This window comes from Polynucleobacter sp. MWH-P3-07-1, assembly GCF_018687555.1.
Taxonomy (GTDB): Bacteria; Pseudomonadota; Gammaproteobacteria; order Burkholderiales; family Burkholderiaceae; genus Polynucleobacter.
The window spans coordinates 572,108-590,997 of record NZ_CP061296.1 but is presented as its reverse complement, the minus strand read 5'-3'; the positions used below and the strand labels follow the sequence as shown (position 1 = coordinate 590,997).

The 18,890-nt window shown below is 42.9% G+C and carries 15 protein-coding genes, 1 tRNA gene and 1 pseudogene; 9 read left to right on the top strand and 8 right to left on the bottom strand.

Features of this window, described 5'->3' with window-relative positions; translation table 11 throughout:
• Positions 1–63 precede the first annotated feature (63 nt).
• Positions 64–140, top strand: a tRNA-Met gene (locus tag ICU98_RS03130).
• Between the two features lie 780 nt (positions 141–920).
• On the opposite strand, the gene ICU98_RS03125 is transcribed toward ICU98_RS03130, so the two are convergent.
• Together ICU98_RS03125 and ICU98_RS03120 are read right to left on the bottom strand one after the other, a co-directional pair.
• Positions 921–1,601, bottom strand: coding sequence for a hypothetical protein (locus ICU98_RS03125; protein ID WP_215352715.1), 681 nt, complete (start codon positions 1,599–1,601; stop codon positions 921–923).
• 42 nt (positions 1,602–1,643) lie between these two features.
• Positions 1,644–2,027 (bottom strand): hypothetical protein, encoded by a 384-nt coding sequence (locus ICU98_RS03120; protein WP_215352714.1) that lies wholly within the window; start codon positions 2,025–2,027, stop codon positions 1,644–1,646.
• Positions 2,028–2,256: 229 nt separating this feature from the next.
• Between ICU98_RS03120 and ICU98_RS03115 the strand changes: the two genes are divergently transcribed.
• Positions 2,257–2,955 carry a TetR/AcrR family transcriptional regulator gene (locus ICU98_RS03115; RefSeq protein ID WP_215352712.1) on the top strand — a complete coding sequence of 233 codons (699 nt, stop codon included), beginning with the start codon at positions 2,257–2,259 and terminating at the stop codon, positions 2,953–2,955.
• A gap of 584 nt (positions 2,956–3,539) precedes the next feature.
• On the opposite strand, the gene ICU98_RS03110 is transcribed toward ICU98_RS03115, so the two are convergent.
• The 5 genes and pseudogenes from ICU98_RS03110 to ICU98_RS08970 all read right to left on the bottom strand — a co-directional run.
• Positions 3,540–4,022: a hypothetical protein gene (locus ICU98_RS03110; protein ID WP_215352710.1), complete on the bottom strand. Its 483-nt coding sequence runs from the start codon at positions 4,020–4,022 to the stop codon at positions 3,540–3,542.
• A gap of 427 nt (positions 4,023–4,449) precedes the next feature.
• Entirely contained in the window at positions 4,450–5,694 is a 1,245-nt protein-coding gene (locus ICU98_RS03105; protein WP_215352709.1) for a GIY-YIG nuclease family protein, read from the bottom strand.
• Positions 5,684–7,705 carry a DEAD/DEAH box helicase gene (locus tag ICU98_RS03100; RefSeq protein WP_215352707.1) on the bottom strand — a complete coding sequence of 674 codons (2,022 nt, stop codon included), beginning with the start codon at positions 7,703–7,705 and terminating at the stop codon, positions 5,684–5,686. The genes ICU98_RS03105 and ICU98_RS03100 overlap by 11 nt, the downstream gene beginning before the upstream one ends.
• Positions 7,699–8,058 carry a type IIL restriction-modification enzyme MmeI gene (locus ICU98_RS08975; RefSeq protein ID WP_371818444.1) on the bottom strand — a complete coding sequence of 120 codons (360 nt, stop codon included), beginning with the start codon at positions 8,056–8,058 and terminating at the stop codon, positions 7,699–7,701. Before ICU98_RS08975 ends, ICU98_RS03100 begins: the two co-directional genes overlap by 7 nt.
• Positions 8,038–10,298, bottom strand: a pseudogene (locus ICU98_RS08970) (type IIL restriction-modification enzyme MmeI); the annotation flags it as partial. The pseudogene ICU98_RS08970 and the gene ICU98_RS08975, both read right to left, overlap by 21 nt.
• Positions 10,299–10,562: 264 nt before the next feature.
• Between ICU98_RS08970 and ICU98_RS03085 the strand changes: the two are divergent.
• Entirely contained in the window at positions 10,563–10,868 is a 306-nt protein-coding gene (locus ICU98_RS03085) for a hypothetical protein (RefSeq protein WP_215352704.1), read from the top strand.
• Positions 10,868–11,332, top strand: a complete 465-nt coding sequence (locus ICU98_RS03080) for a hypothetical protein (RefSeq protein WP_215352703.1) — start codon at positions 10,868–10,870, stop codon at positions 11,330–11,332. Before ICU98_RS03085 ends, ICU98_RS03080 begins: the two co-directional genes overlap by 1 nt.
• Positions 11,333–11,571: 239 nt before the next feature.
• Here ICU98_RS03080 and ICU98_RS03075 read toward each other — a convergent pair whose 3' ends face one another.
• A complete protein-coding gene (locus ICU98_RS03075) occupies positions 11,572–12,525 on the bottom strand; it encodes an IS30 family transposase (protein WP_215352702.1) in 954 nt (317 codons plus the stop codon).
• Positions 12,526–12,705: 180 nt separating this feature from the next.
• Here ICU98_RS03075 and ICU98_RS03070 point away from each other — a divergent pair, with 180 nt between their 5' ends.
• The 5 genes from ICU98_RS03070 (at position 12,706) to ICU98_RS03050 (ending at position 18,767) form a co-directional block, all read left to right on the top strand.
• Positions 12,706–13,413 carry a DUF3293 domain-containing protein gene (locus ICU98_RS03070; RefSeq protein WP_215352701.1) on the top strand — a complete coding sequence of 236 codons (708 nt, stop codon included), beginning with the start codon at positions 12,706–12,708 and terminating at the stop codon, positions 13,411–13,413.
• Between the two features lie 19 nt (positions 13,414–13,432).
• Positions 13,433–13,861, top strand: a complete 429-nt coding sequence (locus ICU98_RS03065; RefSeq protein ID WP_215352700.1) for a hypothetical protein — start codon at positions 13,433–13,435, stop codon at positions 13,859–13,861.
• A 1,528-nt stretch (positions 13,862–15,389) separates the two neighbouring features.
• Positions 15,390–16,202 (top strand): hypothetical protein, encoded by an 813-nt coding sequence (locus tag ICU98_RS03060; RefSeq protein WP_215352699.1) that lies wholly within the window; start codon positions 15,390–15,392, stop codon positions 16,200–16,202.
• Entirely contained in the window at positions 16,178–17,044 is an 867-nt protein-coding gene (locus tag ICU98_RS03055; protein ID WP_215352697.1) for a hypothetical protein, read from the top strand. Before ICU98_RS03060 ends, ICU98_RS03055 begins: the two co-directional genes overlap by 25 nt.
• Before the next feature lie 97 nt (positions 17,045–17,141).
• Complete coding sequence (locus tag ICU98_RS03050) at positions 17,142–18,767, top strand: hypothetical protein (protein ID WP_215352696.1); 1,626 nt, start codon at positions 17,142–17,144, stop codon at positions 18,765–18,767.
• Positions 18,768–18,890: the final 123 nt, after the last annotated feature.

Here is an 18,890-nt window from a genome sequence, read left to right as displayed (position 1 = left end):
GACCAAGTACGGCGGGGTAGCTGGACAGGGTGCGGGGAAAAATGGTAGAATCTAAGGCTCAGACGCGGGGTGGAGCAGTCTGGCAGCTCGTCGGGCTCATAACCCGAAGGTCGTAGGTTCAAATCCTGCCCCCGCAACCAGTATATATAAGGCTTTCAGGTCAATCGGCTTGAAAGCCTTTTTACTTTTCTAGGCTTAAGTAAGCCGAAAGTAAGAGATTAACCAGCCGTCGCAACCTCTCCTGCCACATCAACTCCAAGGTAAAGACGACCAAATTCGGACCCTCAGGACTTAGCTTAACCCTTAAGACCCCGTTCGAGGTTGTAATAACTTGGCGTAAGACTGGTTTTTCTTTGCTGTGGGGCATTTGGTTTACTGAACCACCGGGCGCTATAAGCACGATGGTTAATAAGGAAGAGATATTAAGGATGCGGACAGGAGGTTCTCATATTTGGAGCGGCTATCAGGATTTGAACTTACGACCCCTTGGTTCGTAGCCAATGTTCTTGAGTGACACTTTATCTATATGAATCAATGACTTACAAGTAGTAATTTGCATAATAGAATTGGCGCTCAGGGGCTCGTAACCCCTTGTTTCTATTGGTTTGCTACTAGTTCTATTATGCAGATTTAGAGCACTTTTTTATGCAAGCATTCCCTTTTCTTTAGTGCATTTAAATTGGCAGTAAGAGTTAGCCCTTTCCTTCAGACTCACACTCAATGTTGGACGCGCAAAGAATACATCGGGCGGCTTTTAAATCCAAAGCAGGCCATCACCCTATCCAAGTCTAATCGGCAGAGTCCGACCCAAAGCAGACTATCAAAGAAAAACCACCCGAATGAACTGACCCCAGGGGTCAGTTCATGTAGTGGTCTTTATATTAGTAGCAGAAGAAGTCCAACTTATTCAAATAATTAAACTATTTTGCAAATGCAGCTGAAGATTTCATTTTGCTAGTTTCATTTTCATCAGCCCCAGTCTTGTTAATCGAGGAAATTGCTGGTTGATTAATTGGCCGAATTTGTTTTACCGTGAGATCCTTCCCCAACTGAGGATCCGCTCCAACAAGCGAACTGCCGTTAGAGGCAAGTGCTTTTACTTCCGGAGAAACTATGAGACCTTTGTTAACAAAAATGTTACGAATCCTAGGATCAACTTCTGCCAATACCTCTAAAGATGCACTCCTCAATAAGGCCGCTCCTTCAGGATCGCTGGGGCCAAGTGCTGAGGCTGCTTGCTGTATTCGCTCAAAACTGCGAAGCATTAAACAGCCGTTATCGATTACCGGACCGCCAGCACCAAAAGAAAAACCAATTCCACCAACACCGGCTTGAGCAGTTGCACCACAATAATCCGAGCTAAATGAGCCTGAAAAACCACCCAACATTGCTGCGCCGGTAGTCCTAGCAGTATATGAGCCGGAATAAGCAACAGCTCCACTCGAATATGCATTGGTTGTAGTGCTAAAGCTATTACTTAAGGCCTGCGTCCCCAAAGATGAATTCGCAGTCCCAGAGGCTGTCCCGACTGTGCTTGCAGTTTGACTAACTGCATGATGTGCAATCAACAAACAAAAAAGGGCAAAGAGATACCTAAGCATTAATCCGTGAGGACTACTGGGCACAACACTTGATAAGTTGGCTTAATTTGGTGCAATTGGGGCTAAGTTAGTTACAACGCCAATAGAGACAATCTTAGCTGGATATAAACCCCTCAGAGAATGAAGACCAGACGCATTAGTAGATACAGTGGTTGTGTTAACGGCTGCAGCTGCAGTACATGGGCTCATGCATTTGCTAGTATCAGATTGAGCGGCACCAATACTACCGGCAATTGGCGTACGACCGGCGTAGGCGATACCAAGACCCCCAGCTACCGCTGTACCCCCACCAGAAGCGGAAGTGACTACAGTATTTTGCACTGCAGCAGACTTTACATTTCCACCGCCTCCATAACCACCACCAGCAAAAGCAAGTACAGGAAAAAGTATTGCAGCAGCAACACAATATTTGGATATCTTAGACATGTTTTTCCTTAGGTTTATTTATGTCAAATATTAGCCTCAAAGCTATTTGCTTTAGAGCTAATGCGATTAAAATATATATATAAACTAAGGTCAATTTAATTTTTAGGATCAAGCGGTCGGTTTTTTAAGCGGTTTAGCCATGAAGGGTAGCCGAATAAGGCTACTAAGGCTAATACTGGGAACAATTACTAAATTTGAATCAAGCGGTCGGTTTTGAGAGAAAGTGACTATGGCAAGTAAGCAAAAAGTATCCAAACCCCTACATAAATCAAACTCTCCTGTTGCTAGAACAGGTCAAGGCACCACGCTTAAAAAGCGTCTACTAAATGCCACAAAAGAAGACCTTATCAAAGGCAGAGAGAAGATTTTGATGGCGGCTCGGGCCTGCTTTGCCAAACAAGGCTTTGCTGGCACCTCCATGAAAGATATTCAATTGGCCGCAGACTGTTCCCGTGGAAACTTGTATCACCACTTCAAAGCCAAAGAAGAAATTGTTCAACTTATTACTGAGCAGAACCTAGGTCGATTCAGTGATCGTATCGAGACCATTCTCAAAGAATCCGATGCGCGTGATTTGAGCTTATTAGAGATCATTGAAGAGTTAGCCAGTTTTGCCGAAGAAATTACCAAAGGTCCCGGTAAGGGGATTGCGTTTCATGTATGGTCAATGTCGATGGTTGAACCTGAGGTACGTAAAACCATGTTGATCTACTTTGAACAGATTCGTAGCGGCTTAGAGCAAAAAATTATTCTCTTAATGAAAAAAGGCAAGATGAAAAAGAATAAAAATACTCAACAGCTATCCGTAGCCCTCTTTGGATTGGTCATACCCGGCTTTAGTGTACAAAGCGTATTTATGGATGAAAAAGCAATTGATTCCGCTCAATATTCCGAATCATTAAATTTGTTATTTAAGAGTAGACCATAAAGTTTCGACAGGCCGTTATTGGCCGTTCTCTGCCCGTCAGAACCCTAAAAATCACCTACTTTGAAAGACTGCTCTAGATACAAAAGCGGCCATATGTAGTCGTGATGCAATTAAAAATAACAAAAATAATCACCAAAGCATGGGACTTAATTCTTGGGAGATTGAAGAAAATAATTGTGGGAAATTTAAAATGCAGATTAATTCTATTATGCAAGCCAATTAAAGCAAGATTAATAGAGGGCTCATATTCTATATGGCTCTGCAGGCGGTAAATTAGGCAATAGAGACCTAAAAAGTAGATTCTATTATGCAAAATTCATTTTATTATGCAAATAGAAAGGGCCTCCCTGACGGGAGACCCTTATGTAGTATGGTGCGGCTGGCAGGAATTGAACCCACGACCCCTTGGTTCGTAGCCAATGTACTTGAGTGACACTTTCTTCATATAAATTAATGACTTACAAGTATTAATTTGCATAATAGAATTAGTCATCAGGGGCTCGTAACCCCTTGTTTCTATTGGTTTGCTACTAGTTCTATTATGCAGATTTAGAGCACTTTTTATGCAAAGCTTCTTATTGCTCTTAATGCGCCTCAACTAGAGGCCGATAGGTTTTGTTAAATTCCTTGACTGCCTCAAGAGCGTTTTCATATCGCTCTTGCCGCGCTTTCGTTGATTCATTAGAAGAGATGTCATTTAACCTGTATTCCGCACCCCTTAAGTTGCCCATGACCTCTTTGGATTCTCTGATGTAGCGTGCCTTTTCTGCCGGATCGGAAAACCTAAGTGTTACTCCCTGCTTTTCTTCCTGTAAATAAGTGGCATATTCAGAGGCCGACATTTCCCCCAGAGTCTTGTCACGCATAACCTTGGGCGGAGTATTGCCACTAAAGATGACTATTAATATGACGGAAATTACAGCGAATGCAACCATAACCAAAAGCCCCGGACGCGTCCCCGACGATCCTGTTGAGCTTGGCGCTTCAGCTTTCTTGGTATTTGATTTTTTCGGCTTGCCAAATAGTGAATATGAAGCAGGTCTGCGATGCCTATTGATAAATCCCATTTACTTTCCCTTTTATGGAGTCTGGAGCCGGCCAGTTCAGCCTAAATAAAGCCGTAGATCAATCAACACAAGTGAAGATGTAATTTCGCTCCCAGTAACTCCCTTTTGAAGTCATTTGAGCGAACTTTTTATACTTTGCGCATTCTTGATCCGCCTGAGTCTGAGCCTCAGCTGCATTTAGAGATTGGGATTCAACAACTACAGAGCGCGGGGATGAGCTAACAACGTGTGTTGCACAACCAAAAACAAGCAATAACGGAGTTAATAGTAGAAATTTAAGCATTGATCGGGTCGCTTTCAAGTCAAAACTGATGCGTGGACCCAATTTTCTAGGTAATACTGTTGATACTAGTCCTTATTATTGATAGGCAAATTATTTCGAGCCACCGATTCGCCAGCAGTTAAAACGTTTTAGATCAGACGTCGCTTATTTTGGTAGCAGGTTATTTTTCTGAATTATTTGGCCGGTTGTATTGTCAATACGATATTGAATGATGGTTCCATCAATAATTCGTCGTATGACCTCCCTTGCGGTATCCAGCGGAACTGAGAACCACTCCTTGGGGTGGTATTTCCTTCCATCCCTGCCCGTCAACTCCATGACCAGGCGTTGAGCAGCCAAAAAGGCATGAATTAGGCTCTCAAATTTTTGGGGGTTCATATTGAAGCACTCAATAGAGGCAACAATCTTAATGGGCGACTCAAGAAATGCCGTATCTCGCTCAGCATTCTTGGTTCTCTCCTCAACAGTTAGCTCTGTATAACCAATCTTGTATAAATTTGGCACATTCTTTAGAACCGGATTCTCGCTTAACGTTCTAACGATATAAACCACACCCGAGCGCTTGTCTTTATGGGTAATATTGTTGAGTTTCTTTTCAACATCTTCTGCACTACCTAGCAATCTACGTCCGTGCTCATCCTTGTAAAGGGCTGCGGCAAGGGATCGAAGTAGCAAGTTGGACTCGGTACCATTCTCAAAAATAACCCTTAAGCGCGGGTTGTATGGCTCACTAGAGCTACTAAATTCACCTACTTCATCAACTAGACAAAGCATTCCGCGCAGGATAAACACATCCCCCTCGTTGATTTGGGAGCCCTGCTTGAACGGTATAACCTCAACCTGACGAGTATCTAATCTCTCGTGAGACTGCCTAAAAATCGATTGGAACTTATAAAAATCCTCGCATCTCTTTCTCTCCGCAATTTCATCCGGCATTTCTCTTGGTATTGCGGGCACATGCTTTAAGTCAAAGATACCTAGATCAGGTGTATTGAGTAATCCCAAACTATCCGAACTTAATATATCTGAGATAGAAGTGACTTCTTTTTTTATCGGTGCTGGTTCACTTTCTACCGCAGCTTCAGCTATTGGCGGAAGGATTGAGTGTCTGTCTAAGGCTCGTATTGCCTCAGATACATTGGATTTTTTAAAGCTATTGAATCTATGTGCAAGCTGCTTCTCCATAATGTTGTCTGCATCAACTTCTGGGAGTCTTTGGTTCTTATCAATAAATTGATTAATCTCTTCGAACTTAGCAGCTTCAATGGATTTTGGAGAGGAGCTTGATTTTTGTTTTACGATCAATAAACCAAACTCATCTGGCCTATCGAATATTTCATCTAGCGTCAGCCTTTTAGTGCCATTGGCGCCATCATGCTTAATCACCATTCTTACTCATACCCTCTTGTTTTTTACGCCTCATGAACGCTAATACTTCTGCATACCTCTTCTCTAAAAGATTGCTAGAAGTAATGCTCGGCTCTTTGCCGTGCTCTCTAAAGAACTCCTCAATCTTCGGCCAAAAAATAACTGCCTCTTCGTCGGTAACCGTTGCACGCATCCCAACAACGACCTCCTGGATGGATTTAAGCATTTCAGCAGTAAATGCTTTTGAAAGAATCTCGTAGGCTCCTTGGAAAGGGTTGACTTGGCCAATGAGGTCAATATTTAGATGTTCGATATTGATGAACTTATTGCCCATTTTTACGAACTGCTGACCAGCTTTGGGCAGGCTATTTACATCCACAGGATCGCCTGTGTGTGTTTTAGTGCCAGGCGGAACAAATATTTCTGCACCAGGCGGCAAGTCTCCACCTTCAAATAAACCTCCGCCATTTTGCACAACCATTTGGGTAAGAATTGCCTCTTTAACAGTATTCACTTCGGCAGGGGTGAGATCCGGATACATTGTTTCAATGATTTTAGGGAGCTCATACTCATTAATCACCTCTGGCGGAGTTTGGACTACGGCTGCCGCAGCTACTTCAGGCTTTTGAATCAATGCGGCCCTGATATTATCTAAGTTATCTAGGGCTTGTAATACGCTATCGGAGACAGGGGCTGTTACATCCTCAATGATGACAGTGCCGGGAGGCAATTGCTCGTCAGGCAACAGTCTTGAGCGTGGCCTGAAGTTAATGTTTGGTGCTAATACGTTTTCCATCAACAGTGAAACTGTTATGGCCTTGAGCATATTGTTTACAGAGACCTTAACGTCTCCATCTTCAGCGTCTGGCTGCGCAATTAGGTTCGTGAATTGAGCATGAGACTTGCCTTTACAATCACGAGTAGCGCGTCCAATAATTTGAACAATTTCCGTCATTGAGCTGCGATAGCCAATAGTTAAGACATGCTCGCACCACGGCCAATCAAAACCTTCTTTAGCCATACCCAGGGCAATGATGATGTCAATATCATCTGCTGACTCAACACCTCTTAAGTATTTCTGAACTTCAGGTCGCATCTCATTGTCATCAACCAGATCGGCAACTTTAAGTATTTTTCCGTTGGGGGCCGTAATCGTAATTATTCCAGTTTGAGAGTTCTTAACTGGATCAGTACCGATGACACCTAAGATGTCATCAACTTCCCGATACTTGTCTTTTGTAGACTCAATAGCATTTACGTTGGGAATATGAATAATAGTTTTCTTATTCGGATCTAGAACCTCGTGCAAGGCCTCGAGGTAACGCCCTTTATAAAAGTGGTAACCAATGCCAAGAGACTTGAGATATTGATAGCCATTTAATTGTTCGTAGTAAGAATATGTAACTTGCTTGAATAGGGCTTCATCTTCAGGGAGCAAGATAGGTACAGCATCACCGCGGAAATATGAGCCGGTCATCGCTACGATATGGGCGTTTGAGCCCTTAATGAGGCCGTCAATGAGTTGCCCTAATTTGCTTTCTTCACCCGCAGAGACGTGGTGAAATTCATCAATAGCAACTAATGTATCGTTAAAGTCGGACGGGGTAAGCTTTTCGTATGCGAATCGTAATGTTGCATGAGTGCATACTAAGATCTCATCTGTTGGATGCCTGAGAAATGCTATGAAAGCGTTTACTTTTCCAGACTCTCCGCCAACGCATAGATTATTTCTATCCTCAACATGCCAATCAGAGAAGAAGCCATCGTTAGTTAACTTCACGTCTTTGAATGAGCTGCCGATAGAAGTTTCAGGTACAGAGACAATTACCTTCTTAATCCCTTGATTTTTTAACTTATCCAAACCAAGGAACATTAAGGCTCGTGATTTTCCAGATGCTGGTGGCGCCTTTAATAGCAAGTATTGCGCATATCTAGCCTCGTATGCACGGGCTTGCATTTCACGCATCCCCATCGGATTAAGCGATGAGCTCTTGCCTGTTTGGGCGTATTCAACTCTAACTAGATCTACCATAATTCACCATTAGCTTGATTATCAGAATTGTTGGAGGTTAATTTCTCATAAAGTTTAAATAAGTGCTCAAGACGCTCAGAAGAGCCTTTAAATGGCCTCTCTCGATAGAGCTTTTCAACCGCAACATCCAGGGCTTGATGAGCCTCTAGCAATTCGGCAGGCATTAAGTCTGGATCATATAATTGAGCTAAAGTTTTTTGAGGAAAATTCTCTCGTACCAGTAAAATCTTCTCAGAGAGACTTTCTATTTCCTTCTTTTGTATCGATGATGCATTTGGCCAAGGAAAAGTGTTGTAAACAATTGTGGCGGAATAATTAAATCGACTTTCCAGTCGTCCGCAAACTGTTCTCATCCAGTCTAAATGCATTGACGAATTTATGATTCCAAAATCATAGAGAGTTCCATTGGGAATTGTTTGATTTCCATCAGTAGAAATAATTTCAGAATCCAGAAAAGCAGTTGGCATATAGATTCGTCGTTCTGAAGAAACTCTAGGTATCAAGATATAGTGCCCGCCCATTTGCTGTCTAATTTCGCCAAATAAATGGGGAACCTCTGAGAGCTTTCTGGTTGCGGCCTTCGGGCTGGCAAGCCTGGTCAACTTCACCTGCTCAACTCTACGTAATACTTCTGGCATGGAATTGATTTCATCAGACGATATACCCAATAGCCATAAACAATATCGCTCTTTTCCATTAAGAAAATCATCGGCTCCGTATAATCTTTTGATCCATCTTCTAGAGCTTGGCTCGGATTCTATAAGAGACTCGTATTGTCTTTTATCCAGTATCAGGTGTCCGCCATCAACAGGTTTATTTCCATAAACCATTTGAGACACACTACATAAAGGTTTAGCCCTGCTAATTACATAGCTATTATTTCCTTCAAGTAAATATGGGCTTATCTCAGAAACCTCTTTTGATAAAAAAATATCTTTTTGATTGCTAAATATAAATTTTTTCCTTGCAAAACACGAGAGGCCAATAATTACAACGTGTACACCCGCATTATTTTTTGCATTATTTTTCCAGGGGAAGGATTGGTAGGCTATATGCATTGATATATTCAGAGTAGAAATCCTTGGCCATAACAATGCAACCTGCTCGCCTTGGCATAGAGAATTCGTGGCTACAAATGAAAGCTCAGAATTTGTGCCTGCAATATATTGCGCACCCTTCCAGAACCAACAGGCAACAAAATCAAGATAGCGATGCTTTTCAAAATCACTAAAGACTTCATCCATATCATTGTTCTGCTCCTCGGAGCGATTCTTAGAGCCCAAGAACGGCGGGTTTCCGCAGACGTACACTTCTGATGCAATATTTGTACAGAACTTATCCCAATCCAACCTCAGACTATTGTCACATGCTATGTTGCCAGAATCCCTAAGGGGCAAGGAAGGGGGGCATAACCAAACTCACCCTTAAATGCTTGATTCATTTGATGCTCTGTTAGCCATAAAGACAACAAGGCAATTTCGTGAGCAAAGTCATCAATTTCTATCCCATAAAACTGAGATAGCTTAATGTTGCTCATGAACATCACATCCTGCTCGCTCACTTCATTAAGTGCCTTAAAAACAGCCATCTCAATTTTGCGCAACTCTTTATAAGCAATAATCAAAAAGTTACCAGAACCGCAAGCTGGATCAAATATTTTTATTTTCGAAATTCTATCCAGCAATGTCTTTAGTTTTGACTCACTCTTTTTTGAATCTTCTAAGGCAGCTTCCAGCTTGTCTAAAAATAAAGGCTGTATAACCTTCATGATATTGGTAACCGATGTGTAATGCTGTCCTAAGTTACCCCTCTGATCTTCGTCGATAACAGATTGAAACATCGAGCCGAAAATATCAGGATTAATCTCAGACCACTTAAGAGTGCTGCAATCTAGGAGAACCCTGCGAGCTTTTGCGCCAAATTCTGGAACGGGCACTTTGCTCTTAAATAATCCGCCATTTACATATGGAAAACTTTTCAGATATGCGGGCTTGGATTTACGAATCGAAGAGCTATCATTTTCATTTAGCACCTCAAACAATTCTTTGAAGAACGTCGCAACGTCTGATCCATCTTCGCTGGTAAATGAGGCAACCGAATTACTCATTTGAGATTTTTCAAAAATCCCCGTATCTTCAGCAAAAAAGCAGAATAAGAGTCTAGTTAAGAAGACGTTTAGAGCATGAACTTCCTCGGGGGACTTCGGCTGATTCTTCTCTTTAATTAAATCAAAGAGGCGCCCCATTTGCTCAGCCGCCTTAACATCTGCTGGATTCTCTGAATAGATAGTCGCTTTTTCAAAGCCAGCCAATGGTAAAAAGAACGTGTAGTTCTCTGGGAGTGTGGTCAGCAAGCACTCTAGGCGCTCATCTGCTTTTAGATCATAGGCAACAAAATCAATCCAATCTGTTGCAATGACGAATCTAATATTATTTCTTGTTACATCAGCGCTAACTCTCAGATGGTCAACAATTTCGTGAATATTATGTCCGGGCTCTACTGGTTTGAAATAAACGCCTTTTTTAAAGGCAATCTCACCAAATTCAGGATTTGCTGCTAGGTTTCTACCATCGGAACTGCGTAATCGGGTAATCGTAGCCTTTGAATAGCCGTATGCAGTTAAGAACCCATAAGCAAACTCCTTCTTATCCACTGGATTCACGAGCTTTTCTAAATCGATAAGGATGTTTGCCTGATTAATTGCCATGCGTTAAATAAGCCCACTTTTGAGTATTAATTATTGGTTTTTAGTTTAACTTAGGGGGAACGGATTAGACTAATAACTATAAATAGTTCATTACCTAAAAATACGTATCTTTTTTTAGCGATAGTAGCTACTTCTAACCTGGAGCCCTCCATGAAATACGTTATTGGTTTATTAATTGCATTTAGCCCCGTCATTGCCAGCGCACAAGCAATCTATGACGCTAACGGAGCCTACAAAGGCTACCAGCAGACCTCCCCGAGTGGCGTAACTACAACTTATACCCCCCAAGGACAAAGCGTTGGGTCTTCTCAGGTGGATAACGGACAGACTAACTACTACTCACCCGCTGGCGCCTATCAAGGCACTGCCACGGCTACCCCGGCCCCCGCTATGCCGAATACCACGATCAATACTCCCCGCCAAGCTCCACAAGCTCCAGTAATGAAGGGATGGTGATGAACGAAGCTAGTCTCATCTTCAAAAAGTTGCTAATTGAAGCAGAACTAACCCCCTATGTATTTGACTCTATAGCCAAAAATGCAGTTAGAGAGATCGACAGACAAGGCGCCTGGCTTGAGATAGCGGATTTATTAATCGCTCCGCCCAACGAGAGTTGTCCCAATGCTGCAAAGCTCTTTAGTGATCTACCTTTAAAGATTGTTGCTTACTGTGGGCATGCTGAGTTTGCTGGTAAAAATAGCTGCCAGGAACTAACTCTTACCAGGAGTAAAGATGAGTTAATAGCCTCCGTCTTCCTTCGAGTAGAAAGTGAGCCGTACTTGAATGGCATCGCTACTGCATTGCGCAGCCACAGGGAGCTAAGTTTATGGATGCGTCTAGACTGCAAGGATGATGCCCTGCGAAATATAGAAGATTTGACCCGAATACCGCTGCAACATCTCTCACTGAGTTTTTCATGATCAATAAACCAGATAGATCCCTTCGCTATTCAATAATATTGTTTGTAATCTTATGCGCTCTCTCGTATATCTTTAAGAATCAATATAGAATTCTTCCGCCGAATTACACCGATCAAGACGCAATCGTAGCTGGAGTTTCGTATCCACTTTCTTTCCTATTTATCTTTGTAGTGAGCATTGCCGTATTCGTAGTCCTTAAGCTATTTAGATTGATTAGAAAATAGTATTGATACGTAGATTCAAACACGAAGTGCAACACGGTTTAAGGACTGCATAAATACTTCATTGGGGGTTTTAAATCCTAATCGTTTTCTAGGTCGGTTGTTTAAACGGTCTTGGATCATTCTAAGCTCCTTATCGGTCACAGTAGATAGCGGTCTCTTTTTGGGGATGTATTGCCGCAATAGACCATTGAAGTTTTCATTTGATCCACGTTGCCAACTAGCAAACGGATCCGCAAAGTACGTCGTTGATTGAAGAGCTGTATCAATCCTGGCGTGCTCGGCAAATTCCTTGCCGTTGTCAAAAGTCAGGGTTTTAACGAGTGGGGTCACGGCGTTTAATTTAGTGATGATGGCGCTACTGACTAAATCCGACGTCTTGTTCTTGACCTTAGCCAAAACGGCATAGCCACTCTTGCGCTCAACCAAGGTCACAACAGCTTGCTTGTGGGCCGCTCCAATTACAGTATCGCCTTCCCAGTGGCCGACTTGGGATCTTGTCTCAATGTGCGCTGGGCGCTCACTGATCGGCCGCCTACCTACTATTTGGCCTCTGCGATCACGGCCGCTGGCATAGCGTTTCTTGCGCTTTTTTTGGCAACGCAGCTGCTGGTAAAGATTGCCGCCAGCGGCTTTATCGGCGTAGACATGGCGGTAGATGGTCTCATGACTAATGCCAACCTGATTGGCAATTTGGACGAGGCTCCACTGAGCTAAGAGGCAATCTTCTGTCTGATTCCATTGATCGGCTGTTATTTGGGCGGCATTACGGCAGCCTAATGAGCGTTCTTCTGCCAACAGGCAGGCTTGCTTGGGACGGTAACCTTTGAGCCCCGTATTGCGAGCAAGCTCTCGGCTAATGGTCGACTTATGCCGATCCATCAGTTGGGCTATTTGAGTTTGGGTTTTTCCGTCTTTCATGAGGATATAAATCTGATATCGTTCAGTTTGGCTAAGGTGTTGATAGGTCATGGCTACTTTGACTTGCAGGTCTAGAAGCTTTGGATACTAAAACATCCTTAGCCTCCTTAACTAGTTGTTCAAAGTTGCACTTCGTAGTTGAATCCACCATATAAGATTTAGCCGTTGGGTGGAGTTATTCCGAATTGCCATACCCAGACTTTTGTCAAAATGGCTAAACAGGAGAAATGTATGACCTCACCTATTTCAGGTATCCCACCATTCCTAATTCGCGCTTATCGCGAGGCTAAGTTTGTAGTGAATGACTCAAAGCCATTAGCCCTATTCGTTGGGCAAAGTAATCTTGAGTTATCTAGACTGCTTATCGCGCAAGGCGTTACTACAGCTGCATTTATCACTGCGCACAACCCTTACAGCGACAAGTTCACGGATGTCGACAACGCAAAGGCTCAATCCAGCTTAATTCGCGATGTAGTTGCTCTTGGTTTCAAATATATTGATGGTTACGGACAGGATGTAGCTGAAGAATGGCCAAAAGAAGATAGCGTACTGATTCTCGGCATTACGGAGAGCCAAGCTGAGCACTTATCCGATAAATATTCTCAGAATGCATTTGTCTGGATTGGAACAAGAGATGCGTATGTTTCACTACGATTGCGCCGGCCAATAGATGCACCTTCCGATGAAGATATCAATACGTGGGTTGTTGGCCTATCAAGCAAGCAGCAATTAGAGGCAGCTAAGTTAAGCAAGACTGAGAAAGCATGGTTAATGACAGTATCCGATCGAGAACAGGCTCACTGGCTATCGCCCGCTGACTGGGATCTAAATAAGCCTTGGCCACTAGCTAAGCCTGATGGAAGCTCAATGGGCATAGGAACAGAGCTAGATAGAATATTTAAGATAATCGCTGCTGGTCAAGTAGCTATTGCCCGCTAGTTATTGATCTTTTTTAATAATGAATAGTCCAGCTAACACCATTCGCGTCTACTCTTCGAAACGAATCAACCCAAAAACTGGTCAAGAAGAACATTCGATTTATTACAGAACTCTTGAGAGCATTGAGGCTCTAGGTGCGACAGTCATCAACAACTGGTTCGGAGTACAGGAATCAGTCCTGGATGCAGATGGCAAGATCCTTGCGACAACACTACATAAAATGATGAATCCCCCTTCCGGAATAATTAAGACGGGGAAACCTACCGTTGATACGCTTAAAGCCCTAGGCGAAGTTATCCCAGCCTCAGAACTAGGCAAGCAGGCTGAACAAAAAGCAATTTCTGAGATTGAGTTCGCAAAAGCGGTAGAAGATCAACAAAGAGAAAACAGGGGGAGAGCGCAAGCAATCCCAGTCGAAAAAACAGTGCGTCAGCGCTTTAAGTCCTAGAAGTAAGAGCTTTTGTAGCTCGCTCCAGACAACTTGAAAGAGATTCAAGCCTCTTGTACGAGAGTTTTGTTGGTATCACCCTCTTCTTGCGAGCATCACTCTGAGCTATGAGGCTGATGTAGCCAAGTGACCGAAGATTCGTTACTCGTTTGTGCAGAGTAGCTTGAGAGCCCAATAATTTTAGATTAATCAGATCCCCGACAAGAAAAGAACGGCCGGCCTGGTCATCGATCATGATGCAATTTAGAAGCAAGGCCTCAATAGAGTCCAATTTGCGGATGCTACTTTTAGTATTTAATGCATCAACCAACTTGAGAAACCGAATATAAGAATTAGGTTTTAACATGTGTTAATGCTACTCCTATCCGTCTCTGTGTCGTGATTATTACGATAATCACGACAGCATTTGATGACACTATTTAAAACGCTATTTGCAAATGCCAGCGCAATAACCTTTGTAATTGTCATATTGGGTTGAGTCACCCCTTCGGATGATTTTAATCTACGCCATGCGCGCAATCTAGTTACTATAAAAGGGACTTTGGCAAAGTATTCTGCATCACTCAGTCGAGTAATTTATCGCCAACTCCTCCTCTAAATCACGATTATTTCCTGGCATATTCATAGCATTTGGACATGCTAGCAAAAATGCTATTACTTCTTAAAAAAAAATGCTATCGAATTTGCACTCACTAAAGAGATGCATTAAAGGCAATTGGTCGGTAAATTAATGGCTGTGCCACGCTGGACGCGCTCCAAAGGAGTTTAATTACCCTTCACGCTGGACGCTCATCCAATTTAGCTTCACAAAGTTGCGCGCTGAAAAAGCCAGCTTGCAGGCCGCCGTCTAAAGCCGCGCAAAGACAAGAATCAGCCTCGCTTTTCGGATACTCCTCAAACGAGTACGCTGGCCATCTCACCTTAGGGTGATCATCCGACTCTGTTCTTATCTTTGCGCGGCTTTACTCGCGCGGCGGGCTGCGCCCCCAAAACAGAAAATCGCAGTTGGGACTGCTAAATCACTTGGGTGATTTTTCCTGTCGTGAGCCACTAGGCCGTGACCACACTTTTTGGCTCCCCTGCTTTTGATCACTCACTAGAAGTAAGTGGGCAGAAAACATTAGCTCAAATATCTCTTATTAAAAATAAATGAAAAATAAATTAAAGTTTTCGGAAAAATAGCCGTTAAGTAAGTATGTGGCTAATTTTTAAATTTATGGTCACCAAGCCATAAATAAGAAATATGCAGTAATACCCGGCCTCCCGGATTTTTATGAAGTGCATCCACTAGACAGTATCGGTGGGTGATTTCCGAAGCATCTGCTTTTGGAAAACTCTTACATAAAACCTTGGAGCGCCTTTATGCAATTAGATCGACACCAAACCCGGCCTTTATGGCTACCGAGTAGCCTAAAGAATGGCTTTTCATCAGCTATCGACAGCTGGTATCAGCAAACCAAAATTGATTTCGATGACTTAAGGACTTACCAAGTGGCAGCGTCGACTCAATCTGCTGCGGAGTCAGACTATGGTAGATAGAGCCAAGGCCATCAGCGAAAATCAAATGGCGCTATTGGCTAGCCGTACCAAAGCACTGAATGGGCTAACTACGCTGGAATACAGCCGCAAGAGAGCGTTTGCTATGTGCTACTGGGTATTGCGTTGGGGCGTAAGCACGCCATCTTTGATAGACAAAGTTTCAGGGGCGACCCGTCTAGGCGTCTGTCAAAAGCTAGTCGAGAAGGGGTTACTTAAAAAAACTAAAACTGCCAGTGGTGGTTACGTTAGAGGCACCGCCCGCTTCATTACCACTCTCACAAAATTGGGCTTAGATTTTTTACAGCAAGGTGGCCTTGATGAATCCATTATTTCTAAATTAGTTGACCCGGCAAAAATTCGTCAAGACAAATTACGTCATGACTTAATTGCACAAGACTTCACATTTGAAAATTTGCGTGACGGAAATATTTCTGATTACATTCCCGAGCACCTAAATACCGTGCCGCACAAAGAAAATACAAAAATTGCTGATTGCATTTGGATTCATGCGGATGGAACTCGAACTGGTTTAGAGGTTGAATTAACGCCTAAATTTGGAAGATCTCTTGACCAATTTATCTACAACGTTTGCGTTGCTCTAATCGATAAAAAAGTGGATCGTTTTTTATTACTAACTGACCGCCAATCTATTTGCGATAGATATACCGCGGCCATGAACTCAGGCTCAGTTCCACTCTGGTTCAAAAACCAACAAGGGCGTTGGACTCTTAAAGCCCAGTCATTCTCAATCCCAAAACACCTTCTGGAGAAATTGATATGCGTATACAAATCCAAACTGTAATTACAACATCTCTAGTGCTGGCAACCATGCTATCGCTAACTGGATGCGATCAATCTTCTCACCCACCAAAACCACTCACACCCTACGAACAGGGATTCAACGAGGGGGTGTCTAACACTGAGGATCGCTTTAAAAACTCATACCTCACACTTCAACTGGAACGCGACCGCGCCTATAGAGCAGAAATGGAGATTGAGGTTGCCAAGCTAGAGGCTTGTGAGGCATATCTAGCAGTCTGTCCTAGCTCAGTCATGGCTACAGGTATTGCAGCAAAACGTGCGGGCTTTACGAGTGGCAATACAACGATAGCCGGGCCAATATTAGGCTTAAAAATATTCGTGTTGACTTGTCTTGCGCTATCAATACTTGCCGCTGGTTGGCTTCTCCTAGTTTTTGTCCTCGGGCCTGCCATTGCGATCTTTAATGGCTTAGAGGCGCACTATAAGAAACTTGAGGTGCAAATTCGTACCCATCATGATCAAGCTGTTTCTATATTGAGAAAGAACCAGAAAGAGCTATATAGCGAGACTGAGTCAATCGACAAAAAATTAGCGGCCAAAGAATCGATTCTGTCTGATTTTGAGAATATTAAACGCAAGGAGTGGGCAGCGCTTGATGCTGCAATTAGTACCGCCACTAAGGAACTACCCCCACTCCAGTCATCTTTAGCTACCCAAAAAAGAGCTCTAGATGACCTTCGTAGCCTAATCGCAAAAGCTAGAACAAGGTTGGACTCAATGATCTTGACTCAGTCACTCTCTCAAAATCTTAAAGATCCAGAAACGAAGGCTGCATTGATACGTATTGCAGCCGCAACTTCGGAGGACTCCACGGATCGATAACTAGATCCCACCCAAGTATTAACTCTATGTTTTTTAATGCAGTCCCTTTATATAGGAACACAATATGTCCTCATTCTTACCCCATTGCAGTAACAATATGTCCAACCTCACATTGGTTGAATACCGTGAACTCATTATTAGAGAGTTAATTTCTAAAGTTTCACAGTACAAGAGTGAGAATAATCAACTTGCACCTAATGTTAGTTATCTCAATAAAGAATATCCCTCATTACATCCTAGGATGAAGGAGTTTTTTAATAAGCACATGCCAAATACTACATGGCGTGAAATTGAGAATGCCAGAAAACAAATTTATGTTGAATCTGGAATTGCGGATGGCAAGCCAACTATTTATCATGGCATGACTTATAAGGAGGTATGCGGGTTCATTGAAAAGCACAACATTGATGGTATTGCTAAATTACCCAGCAAACTCAATGAATGGATTACATCCCAGGGCTGGAAGAATCAAATTCTTCAGTTATTTCCTATGACGGCATACTCCATTAGCTCTGGTGGACATGCTTGCCGGTCCAAATACGAGCTCATCGTGGCCAACCTACTCACAGAACTATTGCCAGAGGGAGCTAGTTTTACCTGCCAAGCGCCCTATCCATTTAATAAGCGACTTAACAATGCAAGACAACCTCTAAGCTGTGATTTTGTTGTGCAATTGGGTGACCTATCAATTTGGGTTGAAGTCTTTTCGTTTCGCCCTGATTCGCAATTTGTGGATGGCGGTGGATTTGCATCTGCAAGGCCAAGCTATCTGGCTCGCCGTCAACGAAAGATAGATTTATTTAAAACTGAAAAGTTTGGCGACAAATTTCTATCACTAGAAGTCAGCAATATTAGTGGTAGGTCAAAATCATTCGGGCAATTTATCCTGGATGCATTAGCAGAGCTAACCCCCATCCTGCATCTAAGCAAAGTGGATGTAAATGACAAATGTTTCATCACCCCTCTAATAGCGCGCCTATGCAAGGATCACTCACCAATGAGTAATGGGTACCAAACCCAGTCTGCTGAACTAATTAGAAAGGCATCAGATAGTTTTCACATTAGCGCTGATAACTTGGAGAAAATCCATGATTTGATGCTTAATGGGCAAAGTGCTACTGCATCCCTAACGCAACTTTCTCTGCCACATGAAACCCTCCTTGGTTTGAGCCGCCTTACGACCGATGGCTCTTGGCAGTTACGTAGAATACTTCCATCTCCAATGAGCGCACATTTTGCCGATTCTAAAAATGGTAAGGGCTCTAGCTTCTTATCGTTTGCTAATGCTATTAACTATTTAGCCACAATCAACGCTGAAAACAAAGTCAATCTCGAAGGCTATCCAGACTGGGTGATGCACTACCTTGAGAAAAACTCATCGATGGGTCAATTAGGATTATTTGGGATGAATTACAGACGTGCTATACCTCGTATAGATGGCGAGATAATGAAGTCTAGGAATTATTCCACTTATATCGTTCAGTGGGAACAAAAAGCATTCTTTTTTGGCTCGAAAGATATCCTTCAAAGCCATACTAAAGGTGTCGAACAAGCAGCTCGATTATTCGTAGGTCGTTTACTCATTTTGATGAGTAGTCATTTAATTATTAATTGGGAGGCCCCTGGTTCAGCGCCACTAATACCAAACCGATACATTCTTGTTAACCCCTCCCCTCTGCAAATTGACCATGTTGTAGCGCATATCGTTGCAAACACCGTCTAAGCTGGAATTAGCCTAGAGAGCCATCTGGAAACTGTCCGCTTATGCGTTAAAAGCGGGCAGTTGCCGGCTTAATGAGCGATAGGCTCAATCCGACCCAAGGGAGACCTTGGAGGACAAGTCCAG

Coding starts and splice junctions, on each gene's coding strand:
- ICU98_RS03100 (WP_215352707.1), bottom strand. CDS start 7,705: ATGGTAGATCTAGTTAGAGTTGAATACGCCCAAACAGGCAAGAGCTCA.
- ICU98_RS03055 (WP_215352697.1), top strand. CDS start 16,178: ATGCGTATACAAATCCAAACTGTAATTACAACATCTCTAGTGCTGGCA.
- ICU98_RS08975 (WP_371818444.1), bottom strand. CDS start 8,058: ATGAGAACAGTTTGCGGACGACTGGAAAGTCGATTTAATTATTCCGCC.
- ICU98_RS03125 (WP_215352715.1), bottom strand. CDS start 1,601: ATGCTTAGGTATCTCTTTGCCCTTTTTTGTTTGTTGATTGCACATCAT.
- ICU98_RS03060 (WP_215352699.1), top strand. CDS start 15,390: ATGGTAGATAGAGCCAAGGCCATCAGCGAAAATCAAATGGCGCTATTG.
- ICU98_RS03080 (WP_215352703.1), top strand. CDS start 10,868: ATGAACGAAGCTAGTCTCATCTTCAAAAAGTTGCTAATTGAAGCAGAA.
- ICU98_RS03120 (WP_215352714.1), bottom strand. CDS start 2,027: ATGTCTAAGATATCCAAATATTGTGTTGCTGCTGCAATACTTTTTCCT.
- ICU98_RS03110 (WP_215352710.1), bottom strand. CDS start 4,022: ATGGGATTTATCAATAGGCATCGCAGACCTGCTTCATATTCACTATTT.
- ICU98_RS03075 (WP_215352702.1), bottom strand. CDS start 12,525: ATGACCTATCAACACCTTAGCCAAACTGAACGATATCAGATTTATATC.
- ICU98_RS03115 (WP_215352712.1), top strand. CDS start 2,257: ATGGCAAGTAAGCAAAAAGTATCCAAACCCCTACATAAATCAAACTCT.
- ICU98_RS03085 (WP_215352704.1), top strand. CDS start 10,563: ATGAAATACGTTATTGGTTTATTAATTGCATTTAGCCCCGTCATTGCC.
- ICU98_RS03050 (WP_215352696.1), top strand. CDS start 17,142: ATGTCCAACCTCACATTGGTTGAATACCGTGAACTCATTATTAGAGAG.
- ICU98_RS03065 (WP_215352700.1), top strand. CDS start 13,433: ATGAATAGTCCAGCTAACACCATTCGCGTCTACTCTTCGAAACGAATC.
- ICU98_RS03105 (WP_215352709.1), bottom strand. CDS start 5,694: ATGGTGATTAAGCATGATGGCGCCAATGGCACTAAAAGGCTGACGCTA.
- ICU98_RS03070 (WP_215352701.1), top strand. CDS start 12,706: ATGACCTCACCTATTTCAGGTATCCCACCATTCCTAATTCGCGCTTAT.